This window comes from Pseudocolwellia antarctica, assembly GCF_049933045.1.
Classification (GTDB): Bacteria; Pseudomonadota; Gammaproteobacteria; order Enterobacterales; family Alteromonadaceae; genus Pseudocolwellia.
Map to the genome: position 1 here is coordinate 4,334,676 of NZ_CP187926.1, position 15,658 is coordinate 4,350,333.

Consider the following 15,658-nt stretch of genomic DNA (forward strand, 5'->3'; position numbering starts at 1 on the left):
AGTAAATCCAATATAGGTATAGCTATTCCGCGCTTAATAAGCGTTACCGCAAATAAAAATGAATGTACAAACATATAGTGAAACGCGAGCAAATTTCAAAGCTGCGATTGAATCTGTAGCCGATAGACATGAACCATTGTTAATTACTAGTAAAACTGCCGATGTAGTTATGCTAGCTAGAGAGGATTTTGATAGTATGCAAGAAACAATGTATTTGCTTAGCTCTCGAAATAATGCAAATCGACTTATGGAATCAATTGCTCAGTATGAAACAGGCTCCCTTATTAAAGCGGAGATAAATAGCAACAATGAATACGAAGAAAAAACTGAATAATGAAGTAGATAAGAAAAAAGTTATTTTTACGGCTAATGGTTGGGAAGATTACCAATATTGGCTTAAGAATGACCCTGTAAAATTCCAGAAGGTTAATCGTTTGATAGAGGCATCTCAGTTATCACTCCATACAGGAATTGGTAAGCCTGAAAAACTATCTAGTAATCTTAAAGGATATTATTCTAGAAGAATAGATTTGGAACACCGTCTTGTTTATAAGAGTGACGGAAAAGATTTAATCATCTTTGCAGCTCGATTTCATTATTAATTAATCTAGAATTACTTAATTATTACTTGATAGAAACCACTTTCATAGTGGTTTTTTTATTTCTGATTTCGAATTATTATTCTTTGAATTTTTCATGTAATTTATGTGGAAATAATTGAGTATAAATTTTCCATGAAATATTCAAGCTTCGGCGTCAGGTTACTTGCGCTACGTCTTCAATTTTGTAACCCTTTTCGAAAAGTTTTGATGCACCTTCACGTCTTAAATCATGGTAGCTTAAATCTGTAATTCCTAAAGCGTTTCTAACACGTTGGAAGCCTGCTGTAACTGACCTTGAGTTATAGGGGAGTATTCTACTTTCTATTTTCTCTTAGATCTTTTCGGTCTCTTACGATGATAGTTTTATGTTCTTCATTCAGGTCTTCCCACTTAATGCTAAACATTTCGCCTATTCTCATGCATGTTAAACTTGAAAAGTTAAGAATATCTACATAGGGGATATGACTACCGATTTTATTTTGTCTTTCAGTTAATGCTTTAGTTAGTTTCTCTAGTTCATTTTCTGTAGGTCTACTGGTGCGTTTTTGGCTTTTACCGACAAGTTTCATTTCAATAAGTACAGGCACAGCATCTTCGAATATTTTCCAGTTTGCTGTTACATCAAATACAGGTAGGGCAATTTTCATAACACTACGTAAATAGGCAATGTCATGATAAATAGTTGCGGCTCTACGCATTTTGCAATGAGTGATTAAGTTACTACTTTTAAATTCATTAGATAATATTGATGAAATAGGGCAATCACGTATCATTTCTATTACGTAGCGTTTAGTTATTCCAGTATTCGCCCACAAATCATGGTCATTAATAAATAAGCCTAATAATTCACCAATATTAATAACTTTATTTTGTTTGATTATGCTGTTTAGTTCTGCGGCATCTTTTTAATTTTATCCCATGTTTTAGGTAATTCTTTTTTACTGAATGTTAGTGATTCTCTATGTATAATTACGCCATTCTTTTTTACACGCACTGTGCATCGGTAGCTAAATTGACCGTTTGCCTTTTGGCGTTTATCAATTGTTACCGATGCCATTGTATTTTCCTTAGTCGTCCTACTATATGTTGAGCACTTCTGGAACATTAATAAGGAAGTTCGACGAAAGTACAGGCAATTCAAGACGATTCAGGTTGTTATATAATGCAAGTTAAGAAGGCTTTAGAGCCACGTAGTACAGTATTCACAGGCGGTCATAAACTTTCTGTTGCCCCAATGCTCGATTGGACTGATCGCCATTGCCGCTATTTCTATCGTGTTATGTCTAAACACACGGTGTTGTATACTGAAATGGTGACAACTGGCGCCATTATTTTTGGTAAAGGTGATTATCTTTCATATAACGATGCTGAACATCCTGTTGTTTTGCAACTCGGTGGTAGCGATCCTAAAGCTATGGTTGAGTGTGCTATACGCGCTGAGCAATTAGGTTACGACGAAATTAACATTAACGTAGGTTGTCCGTCAGATCGAGTTCAAAATGGTCGTTTTGGTGCTTGTTTAATGGGTGAACCAGCGCTAGTGGCTGAATGTGTTTCGAGTATGCAAGCGCAAGTTAAAATACCTGTTACGGTTAAATCGCGCATTGGTATTGATGATCACGACAGTTACGAATTTCTACATCAGTTTATCGATACTGTTTCTCAAGCAGGCTGTGAGCATTTTATTATTCATGCACGTAAAGCTTGGTTAAGTGGTTTAAGTCCTAAGCAAAACAGAGATGTTCCACCGCTGGATTACGATCGTGTGTATCAAATTAAATCTGACTTCTCTGATCTAGCCATTTCCATTAATGGTGGTATTAAAACCTTAGAAGAAGCTCAAGCTCATTTAGAACATGTTGATGGTGTGATGATAGGTAGAGAGATTTACCAATCGCCTTACTTTTTAAGTAATGTTGATCAAACTATTTGGCAATCTGAAGCGCCTATATTGAGTCGACTTGAAGTACTCGAACATATGGCAGAGTACATTGACCGTTACGTTGCTGAAGGTGGTAGAGCTTGGCATGTTATTCGCCATATGTTGGGTTTATGTAATGGCTTACCAGGTGCTAGACAGTTTAGACGTCACTTAAGTGATTGCTCTGGCAAGCAGGGCGCTGATAGTAAGTCTTTATTTGAAGCTTATTCGAATGTTTCTATCGACGTGTAACTTCTCTTCTTATTAATATCACTTCTTAATATATAAATAGGCTGCGATTATTGCGGCCTTTTTTATGTCTGTTTTGTTTTCAAATATCCGATCACTTCTCCTGTTTTTGTAACTCTCTGTAGTTGGTCAATTTAACTAAATATATGGTCTTATTTACTAATAATTGATTTTAGACATAATATGTCTTTTAATGTGAATTTATCAGTATTTATAATAAGTCATTATTTAACAGTTGCTTATTTTATTTTTGTTAATTGGCACAACACTTGTAATAAGAATATTTACATAACGTGAGTCGTTGGCGTTTTACTTAACTACTGCTCAGGTTCATACGTTTAATAAATATTTTTGAGGAGAAATAGAATGGGTTTATTTACAAGGTTCACCGATATTATTAATGCAAACATAAATAGCATGTTAGACAAGGCTGAAGATCCAGAAAAAATGATCAAGCTGATCATTCAAGAAATGGAAGAAACGTTAGTTGATGTTCGAATCTACGGCGGCTAAATACATTGCAGAGAAAAAAACACTACAGCGCCAAATTGATAACACTGAAAAAACAATTGCTAGCTGGAATACCAAAGCACAAATTTCGGTACAAAAAGGCAGAGACGATTTAGCTAAACTTGCTTTAAAAGAAAAGTACAAATTTACTGAAGAGTTAACTCAGTTAACTCAAGAAATGGCGAGATTAGATGAATATTTACTTGCTGTTCAAGAAGATGCAAGTCGATTACAAGATAAGCTGATTGAAGCTAAACGTAAGCAGGCTTCTTTTGTATTACGTCAGCAATCAGCTGAAGTTCGATTAAAAGTTAGAGCTCAAGCAACGGTGCATAATATTGATGAAGCTATTTCTCGTTTTGAACGTTACGAACAGAAAATCGACCGCGTTGAAGCGCAAGTAGAAGCTTATGATCTTGCTCAGCCGAAAAACTTAGAAAGTGAATTTAGAGCATTAGAAGCTGAAGCGCATTTAGAAGATGAATTGGCGCAGTTTAAAAAGCAGGTAGCTAACGCTTAAGCAGATATTTTTTGATTGAATAAAGACTAAGAGCTACAACCATAAAAAAGTAGCTCTTTTAATACTAAGTAGGAGACAGTAATGCGATACCAACACGAATATGTAATTAATAAAAAACTTCAGAAAGACATGGTACATAAAAAGCTAGCAGGTGTTTGTGGTGGCTTAGCTAACTACTATGGATTGCCTAGGTTTGGTGTAAGGTTAGCGGTTGTAGTTTCAATGTTTGTATTTCCTGTAGTGGTAGGTGTTGCCTACGTTGTTGCGACTTTAGTTATGCCTAAAGACTAATTATTAGTTACTAAGTTTAACCCGTAAATATTTCCACTACCGTTAATCAGATAATCAATTAGAGAATCAACCAGAGAGGATTTATGTCTTTTTTCAAATCATTATTACTCGCTATTATGGCTACGTTATTACTCACCTATTTTTTAGGTGCTAGTTTTCTAGAGTTTTTTGGTATTGACGCTATAGCTGAGGTAAATATTAAAGACAATATTAAAGGTAATATTATGGAACCGATTCAAGCCATAAGTGTTTCTGCTTTAATTAGTGTGCTGTTAATTATTGCTGGTTTGGCGGTAGTATTAAGTGTATTTGGTTCGATTTTTTTAGTGATGGTCTTAATTTTTGGTGCGGTGCTTATGTTTATGATCGGCGCGCTTTGGCCTATTTTGTTGGTAGGGTTCGTTATTTGGTTGATGGTGAGAGATACAAGTAAAGCAGCATATTCATAAGTATTAAATGAAAGCTATTTTATATTTTATGAAAACCTAACAAAAAAAAGCCATATTATTAAATATGGCTATTATGTTCTTTGGATTCTACGTGAATCGCTTATTTGAAGAATTGTGAAAGTATGTTTTTACAATCATCACTTGCCATTAAACGTTTAAATTCATCAGCTTCTACTTTTATCGCGCTTTCTAATGACGTAGCTTCACTTTTCATGAGTTTTTTACTGGTTAATACGGCATCAAGTGGTAAAGCAGCAATCGCTTTGGCTGTTGCATGTGCTAACGCTAATAAAGTTTCTGGTTCACATACTTCATTGATTAAACCGTAACTAAGAGCTTGTTCGGCGCTAAACGTTTTACCTAGCACTAATAATTCAAAAGCACGTGTATGACCTATTTGAGCAGGCAGTAATCTACTTGAGCCAGCTTCTGGACATAAACCTAGCTGAGTGAAAGGTAATTTAAATTTACTATTATTAGCCGCGTAAACCATATCGCAATGGAGTAATAAGGTTGTACCTATTCCTACAGCATGACCTGCAACGGCTGCGATAAGTGGCTTTTGAAATAATACTAAAGCATCAATAAACTCAAGTGCAGCAAGTTCTTCAGAATGTTCTAAAAAGTCTTTTAAATCATTACCAGCACAAAAACAGTTTTCGTCGCCTTGTATTACAACACAACGAATATCGTCAGCTGTGTTGGCATCGGTAAGGGCTTTAGCTAGGCTTCGATACATACTTGAGGTAAGTGCATTTTTTTTATCGAAACGATTTAATGTGATGGTTAAAATATGATTATCTTTTTGCGTTACAATTAAGTTATCCATTTGGTTCAAGCTTGGTTACAATAGAGTGTAATAACCATAATATTTAAAATTAAAGATGTATACCACAATTGTCATGGTTGTCTTTAATAATGATTAAGTAACATAAGCATACTATAACGTGTGCCGCTATGATTCATACCAGCATCGGGAGCTGTTCATGATAATGAAATTTTCTACTAAAACATTAAGTGCCTTATTTGTAGGCGTTGTGTTTATCTTCTATCTTATTGGTGTGTTTTGGAGTTTTGAACCAGACACTTTTGATATAAAAGCAGAAGTAACTAAAGCTGCTGAAGCTGAGGGTGTATCTCCAGTAGTGGGTTACACAACCACAACAGCCTTAATTAAAGTTACTGAAACGTTACTTACTAAACCAGGTGGGTATTTAACCAATGATGCGCTGCCACCGTCGGTATTTTTAGATAATATTCCTTCATGGGAATTTGGTGTGTTAGAAATGGTTCGAGATATGGCATTAGTGATGCGCCAAGAGTTTAGTCGCTCGCAATCTCAATCTATTGAAAACGAATATTTAAAAGTGGCTCAACCGCAATTTAATATCGACAGTAAAAGTTGGGCAATGCCAAGCGCTGAAGGTGAATACGGAAAAGCTTTAATTGAACTTTATAAATACCGCACTGCGTTAACAGATGTAAACAGTCAATCAGCTCAGTTTTATGCAAGAGCAGATAACTTACGAGATTGGATAGGTGAAGTAACTAAGCGTTTAGGCAGTTATTCACAGCGTTTAAGTTCAAGTGTTGGTCGTGATCAAGTTAATGTTGATTTAGCCGGCGATAGTGTTGCACAGCAATCTACTTATTCAGCATCTAACATTGAGCTAAAAACTAGCTGGTGGACAATCGACAATGAGTTTTATGAAGCTCGTGGTGCTTGTTGGGCACTGTTACACTTTTTAAAAGCTGTTGAAATCGACTTTAATGATGTACTTGAAAAGAAAAATGCTCAAGTGAGCTTAAGACAAATTATAAGAGAATTAGAAGCCAGTCAGGAAGCGGTATGGAGTCCTATGGTTTTAAACGGAAGTGGTTTTGGGGTATTAGCTAATCATTCATTAGTAATGGCTAACTACATCTCTCGTGCGAATGCAGCACTAATAGATTTAAACGATTTATTGAGTCAAGGTTAAACAAAGGGATAAAACATGAAAAAAATACTTTTAGCGACAGCTTTATCGGCAGCTATATCAACTTCTGTTCAAGCTGATACGTTATTAGGCTTGTACGTTGGCGGACAAATATGGGCAACGGAAGCATCAGGAACGTTTGGTGATAGTGGTAATAACCAAGCTGATTTTAATTTAGATGATCAAGAGCAAGGTAGTTTTTACGTAGCTTTTGAACATCCGTTACCATTAATTCCAAATATTAAGGTTGCGCGTACATCACTAGATACCGATGGTATTACTACGCTTTCAAGTAGTATTGATTTCAGAGGTGAAACTTATGATAGTACTTCTGAAGTAGCAACTAAGTTTGATCTAACTTACACAGATTACACGCTTTATTACGAAATTTTTGATAACGATCTTGTATCAATTGATTTTGGTATTACTGGCCGTGATTTCGATACAGACATCACATTAAGTCAAGAAGGCAAAAGCTCAGGAACATTAAGCGCTTCAGGTATTGTACCTATGCTTTATGCTTACACTAATATTGGCTTACCTTTTACAGGTTTTAACGTATTCGGTGAAGGTAACTTCTTATCAATAGGTGATCACACCCTTTATGACTTTCAAGTGGGTGTAAGCTACGAATTAATTGATAACCTAGCTGTAGATGTTGATTTAACTTTAGGTTACCGCGCTGTTCAACTTGAAATTGATGACTTAGATAACTTACATTCTAACTTAGATTTTAAAGGTGTATTTGCTGGCGCAATTGTTCACTTTTAAGTGAGATAACGCTGACGGTTATTTGTTTACGTTACTTGTGAACAAACAATCAATAGACACAAAAAAGGGGCTGAATATTCAGCCCCTTTTTATTTTTTAAATTTATGAACTCGTTAAACTTTTATATCTAATAGTTAATATCTAATAGTTAATATCTAATAGTTAGTAGCTAATGGCTTTGGTCGTCATCAGTTAAGAATAATGCAAGTTTAGCTTCGTCGAAATCATAAGTGGTTCTACAATAATCACACGTCATAGACACTTTACCTTGCTCTTCAATAATACTTTTAAGCTCTGCAGGATCTATTTGAGCAATAGCATTTATACACTTCTGTTGGCCACAACTACATTGATAAGACACTGCTTGTGGTTCAAATAATCTAACTTCTTCTTGATGATATAAGCGGTACAGTAAATCTTCAGCTTTTAACGTAAATATTTCTTCTGCTTTAATCGTATTCGTTAGCTGACATAAGTGTTCGTAATCAGCTAACTGGTTTTCTTTGGTATCAGCATCAGGTAATAATTGAATTAAACTTCCAGCAACTTGCTGATTAGCTTCATCGATAAATAACCAAATTTTTGTTGGGATTTGCTCAGACACTTCAAAGTAATGCGCTAAACATTCAGCTAAAGTGTCTTTTTCTAAAGCTACAACGCCTTGGTAAGGTTCGCCTTTAGTAGGGCGAATGGTAATTACCATTGTACCTTTACCCACAATCTCTTTTAAACCACTGCCCGTTACATCGTCAAATGAACGGGCAATAGCGCGCATTTCTTGTTTATGATTACCGTTTACTGCTAAGTAGCCAATAGGTCCGTCGCCTTGTAGTTGAACGGCAATTTCACCATCAAACTTTAAGGTAGCGGTTAATAAGCATGTTGCTGCGACTAATTCACCTAATAATTCACTCACACCTTTTGGGTAGTCGTGTAGGGCAATAATGTCTTTGTAGGTTTTGTGTAATTGTACAAGTTCACCACGAACGTGCATGTTGTCAAATAAGTAACGATTAAGAACGTCTGCTTTGATGGTCATCGTTTAAATCCTCTCTTTAAATTCTCTTAGCTTACGACGCTGTTTTTTATCGGGTTTGGTATCGCTTGCAGGGCTGAGTAAAATACCTTGCTGGCGCGCTAAACTGTTTTTCTCTCTCACTTCTATACTGGCGTCAGTTTCTTGATATAAAGTTTGAGCAAAAGTAGCGTCTTTTCGTCTTTCTGCAATAGCTATTACAAGTACTTCTTTGTCTTCATAGCCTTGTCTAATTCTTATTAGATCGCCAATGTTAACTGCTTTACTTGATTTGCTTCTTTGGCCGTTGTAAAAAACTTTACCGCCATCGATCATTTGTTTAGCTATTGCACGTGTTTTGTAAAATCGAGCAGCCCAAAGCCATTTATCTAATCGGGCAGATAAATTTTCTTGTGTTTTATTATTTTGATCCATAATAATCTCAATTCTTTTAAATTTAGCTAAGTGAATAATATATGAAATTTTGCTATATAATTCAATTACTTAACCTTATAACGGGTTATTTCTAATTGCGCGCAAGGTATCATACCACTCATTTATTCTCTACTTTTTAGCGTGTAAAGGCCGCGTAAACAATCATTACTGACTTAAGAATGATGTTTAAGTATCCATGTTATTGAGGGTGTTTTACGTATATCAAGTCAAACCATCGCTTTTCAGTAAAATACCTAGAAATTAATTAAAGATAAGTAAAGTAATTGAGTCAGTTATCATGTACCGTATATTTTGTGCTATATTTGTTAAATCAATGGCTTATTACGTTAGGTTAATGCGAGAGTTAAGTCTTCTTAAGTATTTGTCTTAATTTAGTAATAATTAATAGTTACAATCTGTGTAGATGGCTTGTTGCAAAGACTTTGCTCACGTATCATCATAAATATGCAGTTTCAGTTATCCTAGTGTAAGAATATAATGCAGTTATCTCATAGTCTTTCGCCTATCGCGGAAACCTTATTAAAATTACCTCATGCTAAAATCGCTAAGATTCTTGGCTTATTCATATTAATTTATATCGCCTATCTATTATCAAAACTTACTTGGTTATTTTTAGATGATTTACCTCAGCATAATCCAAACACTTCAAACGCTGTTTTTTCCCAAAGTAAAAATGCTTCCGCAAGTTATAATTTATCTGATGTGAAATCCCTTAATTTATTTGGTGAATATAATCAGTCTGCTGCGGTTGATAAAGAAGAAGACATTGAAGATGCACCGGAAACTAATTTAAAACTTACATTAACAGGTGTTGCTGCCAGTGATGTAGAAGCAAGATCAGCAGCCATTATTCAAAAAAATGGCGTACAAGAAATTTACGCGATTGATGAAACCATTAACGGTACACGAGCTGTTCTTAAGAAAGTTTATAACGATAGAGTACATATTCGACATTCAGGCAGATTAGAAACCTTGATGCTTGATGGTTTTGACTATAATGACTCTACAAGGAAAAATAATAGCGCTTCGCGGAAACCAAATGCCGCTAGAGAAGGTCCTATAAAAGATAACGCTGAAAATACGCGTATCGATAATAGATCAAATGAGGCGCTGACTACACAAGCTCAGAACTTAAGAGACGATATTAATGAAGACCCTGGGAAGATTACTGATTACTTAAAAATCTCACCTAAGCGTGAAGATGGCCAAATTATCGGGTACCGTTTAATGCCAGGGAAAAATCCAGAGTTTTTCAAAACATCAGGTTTAAAAAGTGGTGATGTTGCTATTCAAATGAATGGTTTCGATTTAAGCCAACCTAGTGAAGCCGCACAAGCATTAAAAGCATTAAAACAAGAACAAGAACTTTCACTCTTAGTAAAAAGAAATGATGATATTACGGAAATACTTTTTAGTATTAACTAATCTTCAGATAATTAAATTGCTCAGCAAAATTGATGGATAAAATAGAAATGACAAATGAGGTATTTTCCATGCGTAAGAATTCAACTACGCCTTTATTTAAAAAAGCTTTCACATTCTTTAGCGCAGCTGTTTTATTCAATCTCTTTTTATTCTGTACGCAAGTTCAGGCTGCTAGCTATTCTCCTAACTTCAAAAATACTGAGATAGTAGAGTTTATTAACATCGTGGGTAAAAACCTTAATAAAACCATGGTGGTTGATCCTAATGTTAGAGGTAAAGTTAATCTACGTAGTTACGATGCTTTAACTGAAGAGCAGTACTATCAAGTTTTCCTTAACGTATTAGAAGTTTATGGTTTTGCTGCGGTTGAAATGGAAAATAATATCGTCAAAGTTATTCGTAACAAAGATGCTAAAACCTCTTCCATTCCAGTGGTTGGTGATGAAAACCCAGGCGTAGGTGACCAAATGGTTACTCGCGTAGTTGAAGTTAAAAATGTAACGGTACGCGAATTAGTACCTTTATTACGCCAACTATCAGATCAATCTGGTGGTGGTAATGTAGTTAACTATGACCCTGCAAACGTAATTTTATTAACAGGTACTGCGGCAACGGTTAATCGTTTAGTTACTGTAATTGAACGTGTTGATAAAGCCGGTGATCAAGATGTGCAGATTATTAAACTTCAATATGCATCAGCAGGTGAAATGGTGCGAATTATTGAAGCCATGAGCAAAAGTACTGATGGTAAAGCGGGTACGCCAACGTTCTTAATTCCAAAAATTGTTGCTGACGATAGAACTAATAGCGTTATTGTTAGCGGTGAATCACAAGCGCGTAAGCGTATTGCTAAATTAATCGCGCGCTTAGATAGTGAACTTGAAACAAACGGTAATACTCGTGTTTATTATTTGAAATATGCTAAAGCAGAAGACTTAGTCAAAGTGCTTGAAGGTGTCAGTAAATCAATCGAGTCAGAAGGTAAAACTACAAGTAAGACATCTTCACGTAATACGTCATCGCGTGATATCAGTATTGATTCTCATGATGATACCAACACCCTTGTTATTACAGCAGAACCCGACATGCTTCGCTCACTTGAAGCGGTTATTCGTCAATTAGATATCCGTAGAGCTCAAGTACATGTTGAAGCCATTATCGTGGAAGTTTTTGAATCAGATGGTGTTAGCTTAGGTATTCAGTGGTTTTCACCTAGCGCAGGCTTTACACAGTTTACGAATAATTCAGCGTCATTAAGTTCTGTTGCTGCAGGTGTTTATGCTGCTCAAACGACTGAAGGTGATGTTGTTCCTGCCGTATATTCATCAGAAACAGGTAATCTTATAAGTGATCAATATAACGAAAATGATGTTGACGGTGATTACACTCTTTTAAGTGAAGTGCTAGGTTCAGCAAGTGGTTTGGTTACCGGTATTTTAAGAGGTGATATTGGTGCAATTCTTCAAGCAGCGAGCACAGACACCAACTCTAATATCCTAGCAACACCAAGTATTACTACACTCGATAACGAAGAAGCTTATTTCTTAGTTGGGCAAGAAGTACCTATTATTACAGGTTCAGCTACAGGCTCTGGTAACAGTAATCCATTCCAAACTGTTGACCGTCAAGAAGTAGGTATTAAATTAAAAATAACACCGCAAGTAAATGAAGGTAGTGCTGTACAACTTACTATCGAGCAAGAAGTTTCATCAGTAAGTGGTGCAACGGGCGTAGATATCTCTATCAACAAACGTGAAATTAAAACCACCATTATGGCAGACAGTGGTAGAACCATTGTTTTAGGTGGCTTAATTGATGAAGACGTACAAGAAAGTGTTCAGAAAGTACCCTTGTTAGGTGATCTTCCATTCATCGGTGCCTTATTCAGATCAACAAGTAATACAAAGCGTAAACGTAACTTAATGGTATTTTTAAAGCCGACGATTATTCGTGATGGCGAAAGCATGGATAAAATCAGTCAAGACAAATACAACTATATTCGTGCTGATGAAATGCGTAAAAGAGAAGACGGTTTAGACTTAATGGACAACGAAAAATTACCATTACTTCCTAAATGGAATGACTCGCTTGAGTTACCACCTTCTTTTGATGAATACATCAACAAAACAGATGACGTAAGCACTTTAGAACTGATAAAAGAATAATAGTAATGAATGAACTTGAAGAACAAGCAGGTTTAGCTGCATCTACTGTTGAAGCTGAAGAAGAATTTGTACTTGAACCTCATCAGCTCCCTTTTGGTTTTGCTAAGCGCCATAGCGTGCTTATTACACAAAATGATGATGGTTACGTACTACATTGTTTAGAAAATGTTAAAGCTGATATTTTGTTAGAAGTGCGCCGAGCACTTCAAGCGCCTTTTACAGTAAAAGTAGAAAGCGCTCCTGAGTTTGAACTTGCGTTAACCATCGCTTATCAAAGAGATTCATCTGAAGCTAAACAGATGATGGAAGATATAGGTAACGAAGTTAACTTATACTCAATTGCTGATGAAATAACAGAAAGCGAAGATTTACTCGAAAACGAAGACGACGCGCCAATTATCAAACTCATTAACGCTATGTTAAGTGAAGCGATTAAAGAAAGAGCGTCGGATATTCATATAGAAACTTTCGAAAATACCTTACAAATACGTTTCCGTGTTGATGGTGTTTTACGCGAAGTATTAAAACCAAATAAACAGCTAGCGTCTTTATTGGTTTCTCGTATCAAGGTTATGGCTAAACTTGATATCGCCGAGAAGCGTATCCCGCAAGATGGTCGTATTTCATTAAAAATTGGTGGCCGTGCTGTTGATGTACGTGTATCAACTATGCCTACAGGCCATGGTGAACGTGTTGTATTACGTTTATTAGATAAAAACGCAGCGCGCTTAAATCTTATTGATTTAGGTATGGCAGAAGACACACGCGAACATTTTTCAACGCTTATCGAAAAACCTCACGGAATTATTCTTGTAACAGGCCCTACAGGTTCTGGTAAAAGTACCACGCTTTATGCAGGTTTATCGCAAATCGATAGCAAAGAGCGCAATATTCTAACAGTAGAAGATCCAATTGAATTCGCAATTGAAGGCATTGGACAAACTCAAGTAAATACTAAAGTAGACATGACATTTGCTCGTGGTTTACGTGCTATCTTACGACAAGATCCTGATGTAGTTATGGTAGGTGAAATTCGAGATTTAGAAACTGCGCAAATATCAGTACAAGCGAGTTTAACGGGTCACTTAGTTTTATCAACACTTCATACAAACTCAGCAGCTGGTGCAATAACACGTATGGAAGATATGGGTGTTGAACCTTTTCTTCTATCATCAAGTTTATTGGGTGTGTTAGCGCAGCGCTTAGTGAGAACCTTATGTCCTCATTGTCGTGAAAGCCATTTACCGAATGAAGAAGAACAAAAGCTACTTGATTTACCTGAAGGTAATACCAAACCTATTTATAGAGCTGTAGGTTGTATTGAATGTAATATGAAAGGTTATAAAGGCCGAACAGGTATTCATGAATTATTATATGTAGACGATACCGTGCGCGAGCTTATTCATAATGGCCAAGGTGAACAGGCTATTGAGAAATTTATCCGTAAAAGCACCCGTAGTATTCGACGTGACGGCTTTAATAAAGTGATGTTAGGTTTAACAACACTTGAAGAAGTTTTACGTGTTACGAGAGAAGGATAAGGTAAAAATATTCTATGGCAGCATTTGATTATCAAGCCGTTGACAGCCGTGGTAAAACCAAAAAAGGTGTTATTGAAGGCGATACTCCCAGACAAGTACGAAGCTTGCTGCGTGACAAAGGCTTAATGCCCACTGAAGTTACCCCGAGCTTACAAAGAAAAAACAAGTCTTCAACCAAAGGTGGCTTTGGTGCAGCTAAAAAAATATCCGCATCAGAACTCGCGTTAATAACACGACAACTGGCGACTCTTTCAGAGTCAGGCTTACCGCTTGAAGAAGCGTTAATGGCTGTAGCTGAGCAATGTGATAAAAATGCATTGAAAAGTATGATGATGGCGGTTCGAACCAAGGTAACTGAAGGTTACGGTTTGGCTGAAAGTATGTCTGAATTTCCTCATGTATTTAACCACTTATTTCGCGCTATGGTTGCCGCAGGTGAAAAATCAGGACATTTAGACAAAGTACTTAATCGCTTAGCTGATTACACTGAACAACGTCAGCATTTACGTTCTCAAATGATTCAAGCGTTAGTTTATCCTGTGATCATGACCGTTGTGGCGGTTGGTGTTATCTCTATTCTATTAACAGCTGTTGTACCTAAAATTGTAGGACAGTTCGAGCATTTAGGTGCAAACTTACCTGGCACGACACGATTTTTAATAAGTAGCAGTGATTTTTTGCAATCTTATGGTTTATTTATTGTCATATTAATTGTTGGCGCCATAATCGGATTTTCACGATTAATGCAAAAGCCAGCATTTAGGTTTAAAGCTCACGAACGTATTATAAGGCTTCCAGGTATAGGTAAAGTTTCAAAAGGGCTCAATACCGCCCGTTTTGCTCGTACATTAAGTATATTAACCGCGAGTGCCGTACCTTTATTAGAAAGTATGACAATTGCTGGCGAAGTACTTGATAACTTATATATTAAACGCAGAGTAAAAGAAGCTTCTGATAAAGTTAGAGAAGGTACAAGTCTTCGCGTTTCTTTAGAGCAAACGAAATTATTTCCGCCGATGATGCTTCATATGATCGCCAGTGGTGAAAAAAGTGGACAACTTGAACACATGTTAGGCAGAGCCGCTGATAACCAAGATAGAGAGTTTGAATCTTTAGTGAATATTTCACTCAAAGCTTTTGAACCTGCATTAATGGTTTCAATGGCAGGGGTCGTGTTATTTATTGTAATGGCGATATTACAACCCATATTACAGTTAAACACATTGATCGGTAGTTAAAAAATATCGTAACATTTTTTCAAATCAAATTATTACAGACATAAATCAGGAAATAAAAATGAAAACATTCCAACACTCATCAAAATCTTCAGTTAAATCATTAAACAAAGCCAGCGGTTTTACCTTGTTAGAGGTTATGGTTGTTATCGTAATTTTAGGTGTACTTGCAAGTATGGTTGTTCCTAACTTATTAGGTAGCCAAGATCGCGCAAATATGCAAAAAGCTGTATCAGACATTAATGCATTAGAAACGTCATTAAGCATGTACAAGTTAGACAACTACGATTACCCAACTACAGAGCAAGGTTTAGAAGCTTTAACGGTTGAAACAGATGTAGAGCCTTTACCGCGTCGTTTTCCTGAAGAAGGCTATGTTAAGCGTCTTCCAAATGACCCGTGGGGCAACGAATACCAATTATTATACCCAGGTGAAAATAGTAAATATGACGTGTTTTCAATGGGTCAAGATGGCGAAGCCGGTACTGAAGACGATATTGGTAACTGGAACTTATCTGACTTCCAATAAGTC

19 protein-coding genes are annotated in these 15,658 nt (G+C 36.2%); 14 read left to right on the forward strand and 5 right to left on the reverse strand.

Annotated features, from left to right (window positions below; translation table 11 throughout):
* The first annotated feature begins 58 nt into the window (after positions 1 to 58).
* A complete protein-coding gene (locus ACPUVN_RS18820) occupies positions 59 to 334 on the forward strand; it encodes a type II toxin-antitoxin system Phd/YefM family antitoxin (protein ID WP_426369631.1) in 276 nt (91 codons plus the stop codon).
* The gene (locus tag ACPUVN_RS18825; RefSeq protein WP_426369632.1) at positions 309 to 602 is read left to right on the forward strand and encodes a Txe/YoeB family addiction module toxin; all 294 of its coding nucleotides are present in this window, start codon (positions 309 to 311) and stop codon (positions 600 to 602) included. The genes ACPUVN_RS18820 and ACPUVN_RS18825 overlap by 26 nt, the downstream gene beginning before the upstream one ends.
* Positions 603 to 916: 314 nt before the next feature.
* On the opposite strand, the gene ACPUVN_RS18830 is transcribed toward ACPUVN_RS18825, so the two are convergent.
* Positions 917 to 1,375, reverse strand: a complete 459-nt coding sequence (locus ACPUVN_RS18830; protein WP_426369633.1) for a hypothetical protein — start codon at positions 1,373 to 1,375, stop codon at positions 917 to 919.
* A gap of 113 nt (positions 1,376 to 1,488) precedes the next feature.
* On the reverse strand, positions 1,489 to 1,659 hold the full coding sequence (locus ACPUVN_RS18835; RefSeq protein ID WP_426369634.1) for a hypothetical protein: 171 nt from the start codon (positions 1,657 to 1,659) through the stop codon (positions 1,489 to 1,491).
* Positions 1,660 to 1,764: 105 nt separating this feature from the next.
* Here ACPUVN_RS18835 and dusA point away from each other — a divergent pair, with 105 nt between their 5' ends.
* The 5 genes from dusA to ACPUVN_RS18860 all read left to right on the forward strand — a co-directional run bounded on the left by dusA (position 1,765) and on the right by ACPUVN_RS18860 (position 4,542).
* Positions 1,765 to 2,775, forward strand: a complete 1,011-nt coding sequence (gene dusA, locus ACPUVN_RS18840; RefSeq protein ID WP_426369635.1) for a tRNA dihydrouridine(20/20a) synthase DusA — start codon at positions 1,765 to 1,767, stop codon at positions 2,773 to 2,775.
* A 363-nt stretch (positions 2,776 to 3,138) separates the two neighbouring features.
* On the forward strand, positions 3,139 to 3,285 hold the full coding sequence (locus ACPUVN_RS18845) for a PspA/IM30 family protein (RefSeq protein ID WP_426369636.1): 147 nt from the start codon (positions 3,139 to 3,141) through the stop codon (positions 3,283 to 3,285).
* Positions 3,263 to 3,802: a PspA/IM30 family protein gene (locus tag ACPUVN_RS18850; RefSeq protein WP_426369637.1), complete on the forward strand. Its 540-nt coding sequence runs from the start codon at positions 3,263 to 3,265 to the stop codon at positions 3,800 to 3,802. The genes ACPUVN_RS18845 and ACPUVN_RS18850 overlap by 23 nt, the downstream gene beginning before the upstream one ends.
* Before the next feature lie 81 nt (positions 3,803 to 3,883).
* Positions 3,884 to 4,093, forward strand: a complete 210-nt coding sequence (locus tag ACPUVN_RS18855; protein ID WP_426358783.1) for a PspC domain-containing protein — start codon at positions 3,884 to 3,886, stop codon at positions 4,091 to 4,093.
* Positions 4,094 to 4,176: 83 nt separating this feature from the next.
* On the forward strand, positions 4,177 to 4,542 hold the full coding sequence (locus ACPUVN_RS18860; RefSeq protein WP_426358782.1) for a hypothetical protein: 366 nt from the start codon (positions 4,177 to 4,179) through the stop codon (positions 4,540 to 4,542).
* A 100-nt stretch (positions 4,543 to 4,642) separates the two neighbouring features.
* On the opposite strand, the gene ACPUVN_RS18865 is transcribed toward ACPUVN_RS18860, so the two are convergent.
* The gene (locus ACPUVN_RS18865) at positions 4,643 to 5,371 is read right to left on the reverse strand and encodes an enoyl-CoA hydratase-related protein (protein ID WP_426358781.1); all 729 of its coding nucleotides are present in this window, start codon (positions 5,369 to 5,371) and stop codon (positions 4,643 to 4,645) included.
* Between the two features lie 157 nt (positions 5,372 to 5,528).
* Between ACPUVN_RS18865 and ACPUVN_RS18870 the strand changes: the two genes are divergently transcribed.
* Both ACPUVN_RS18870 and ACPUVN_RS18875 read left to right on the forward strand, forming a co-directional pair.
* Positions 5,529 to 6,521 (forward strand): DUF2333 family protein, encoded by a 993-nt coding sequence (locus tag ACPUVN_RS18870; RefSeq protein WP_426358780.1) that lies wholly within the window; start codon positions 5,529 to 5,531, stop codon positions 6,519 to 6,521.
* Between the two features lie 15 nt (positions 6,522 to 6,536).
* Positions 6,537 to 7,289 (forward strand): TIGR04219 family outer membrane beta-barrel protein, encoded by a 753-nt coding sequence (locus ACPUVN_RS18875; protein WP_426358779.1) that lies wholly within the window; start codon positions 6,537 to 6,539, stop codon positions 7,287 to 7,289.
* 169 nt (positions 7,290 to 7,458) lie between these two features.
* Here the strand turns inward: ACPUVN_RS18875 and hslO are convergent, their stop codons facing one another.
* Positions 7,459 to 8,328, reverse strand: a complete 870-nt coding sequence (gene hslO, locus ACPUVN_RS18880; protein ID WP_426358778.1) for an Hsp33 family molecular chaperone HslO — start codon at positions 8,326 to 8,328, stop codon at positions 7,459 to 7,461.
* Between the two features lie 3 nt (positions 8,329 to 8,331).
* Entirely contained in the window at positions 8,332 to 8,739 is a 408-nt protein-coding gene (gene hslR / locus ACPUVN_RS18885) for a ribosome-associated heat shock protein Hsp15 (protein WP_426369638.1), read from the reverse strand.
* A 498-nt stretch (positions 8,740 to 9,237) separates the two neighbouring features.
* Between hslR and gspC the strand changes: the two genes are divergently transcribed.
* The 5 genes from gspC to gspG all read left to right on the forward strand — a co-directional run bounded on the left by gspC (position 9,238) and on the right by gspG (position 15,655).
* The gene (gene gspC / locus ACPUVN_RS18890; protein ID WP_426369639.1) at positions 9,238 to 10,185 is read left to right on the forward strand and encodes a type II secretion system protein GspC; all 948 of its coding nucleotides are present in this window, start codon (positions 9,238 to 9,240) and stop codon (positions 10,183 to 10,185) included.
* Positions 10,186 to 10,253: 68 nt separating this feature from the next.
* The gene (gene gspD, locus ACPUVN_RS18895) at positions 10,254 to 12,350 is read left to right on the forward strand and encodes a type II secretion system secretin GspD (RefSeq protein WP_426358775.1); all 2,097 of its coding nucleotides are present in this window, start codon (positions 10,254 to 10,256) and stop codon (positions 12,348 to 12,350) included.
* Between the two features lie 5 nt (positions 12,351 to 12,355).
* The gene (gene gspE, locus ACPUVN_RS18900; RefSeq protein WP_426358774.1) at positions 12,356 to 13,891 is read left to right on the forward strand and encodes a type II secretion system ATPase GspE; all 1,536 of its coding nucleotides are present in this window, start codon (positions 12,356 to 12,358) and stop codon (positions 13,889 to 13,891) included.
* 14 nt (positions 13,892 to 13,905) lie between these two features.
* Positions 13,906 to 15,129 (forward strand): type II secretion system inner membrane protein GspF, encoded by a 1,224-nt coding sequence (gene gspF, locus ACPUVN_RS18905; protein ID WP_426358773.1) that lies wholly within the window; start codon positions 13,906 to 13,908, stop codon positions 15,127 to 15,129.
* 58 nt (positions 15,130 to 15,187) lie between these two features.
* Positions 15,188 to 15,655, forward strand: a complete 468-nt coding sequence (gene gspG / locus ACPUVN_RS18910) for a type II secretion system major pseudopilin GspG (protein WP_426369640.1) — start codon at positions 15,188 to 15,190, stop codon at positions 15,653 to 15,655.
* The last annotated feature ends 3 nt before the right edge of the window (positions 15,656 to 15,658 follow it).

Coding starts and splice junctions, on each gene's coding strand:
- ACPUVN_RS18825 (WP_426369632.1), top strand. CDS start 309: ATGAATACGAAGAAAAAACTGAATAATGAAGTAGATAAGAAAAAAGTT.
- ACPUVN_RS18860 (WP_426358782.1), top strand. CDS start 4,177: ATGTCTTTTTTCAAATCATTATTACTCGCTATTATGGCTACGTTATTA.
- gspE (WP_426358774.1), top strand. CDS start 12,356: ATGAATGAACTTGAAGAACAAGCAGGTTTAGCTGCATCTACTGTTGAA.
- gspF (WP_426358773.1), top strand. CDS start 13,906: ATGGCAGCATTTGATTATCAAGCCGTTGACAGCCGTGGTAAAACCAAA.
- ACPUVN_RS18835 (WP_426369634.1), bottom strand. CDS start 1,659: ATGGCATCGGTAACAATTGATAAACGCCAAAAGGCAAACGGTCAATTT.
- gspD (WP_426358775.1), top strand. CDS start 10,254: ATGCGTAAGAATTCAACTACGCCTTTATTTAAAAAAGCTTTCACATTC.
- hslO (WP_426358778.1), bottom strand. CDS start 8,328: ATGACCATCAAAGCAGACGTTCTTAATCGTTACTTATTTGACAACATG.
- ACPUVN_RS18865 (WP_426358781.1), bottom strand. CDS start 5,371: ATGGATAACTTAATTGTAACGCAAAAAGATAATCATATTTTAACCATC.
- ACPUVN_RS18855 (WP_426358783.1), top strand. CDS start 3,884: ATGCGATACCAACACGAATATGTAATTAATAAAAAACTTCAGAAAGAC.
- ACPUVN_RS18870 (WP_426358780.1), top strand. CDS start 5,529: ATGATAATGAAATTTTCTACTAAAACATTAAGTGCCTTATTTGTAGGC.
- ACPUVN_RS18845 (WP_426369636.1), top strand. CDS start 3,139: ATGGGTTTATTTACAAGGTTCACCGATATTATTAATGCAAACATAAAT.
- hslR (WP_426369638.1), bottom strand. CDS start 8,739: ATGGATCAAAATAATAAAACACAAGAAAATTTATCTGCCCGATTAGAT.
- ACPUVN_RS18850 (WP_426369637.1), top strand. CDS start 3,263: ATGTTCGAATCTACGGCGGCTAAATACATTGCAGAGAAAAAAACACTA.
- ACPUVN_RS18875 (WP_426358779.1), top strand. CDS start 6,537: ATGAAAAAAATACTTTTAGCGACAGCTTTATCGGCAGCTATATCAACT.
- ACPUVN_RS18820 (WP_426369631.1), top strand. CDS start 59: ATGAATGTACAAACATATAGTGAAACGCGAGCAAATTTCAAAGCTGCG.
- dusA (WP_426369635.1), top strand. CDS start 1,765: ATGCAAGTTAAGAAGGCTTTAGAGCCACGTAGTACAGTATTCACAGGC.
- gspC (WP_426369639.1), top strand. CDS start 9,238: ATGCAGTTATCTCATAGTCTTTCGCCTATCGCGGAAACCTTATTAAAA.
- gspG (WP_426369640.1), top strand. CDS start 15,188: ATGAAAACATTCCAACACTCATCAAAATCTTCAGTTAAATCATTAAAC.
- ACPUVN_RS18830 (WP_426369633.1), bottom strand. CDS start 1,375: ATGATACGTGATTGCCCTATTTCATCAATATTATCTAATGAATTTAAA.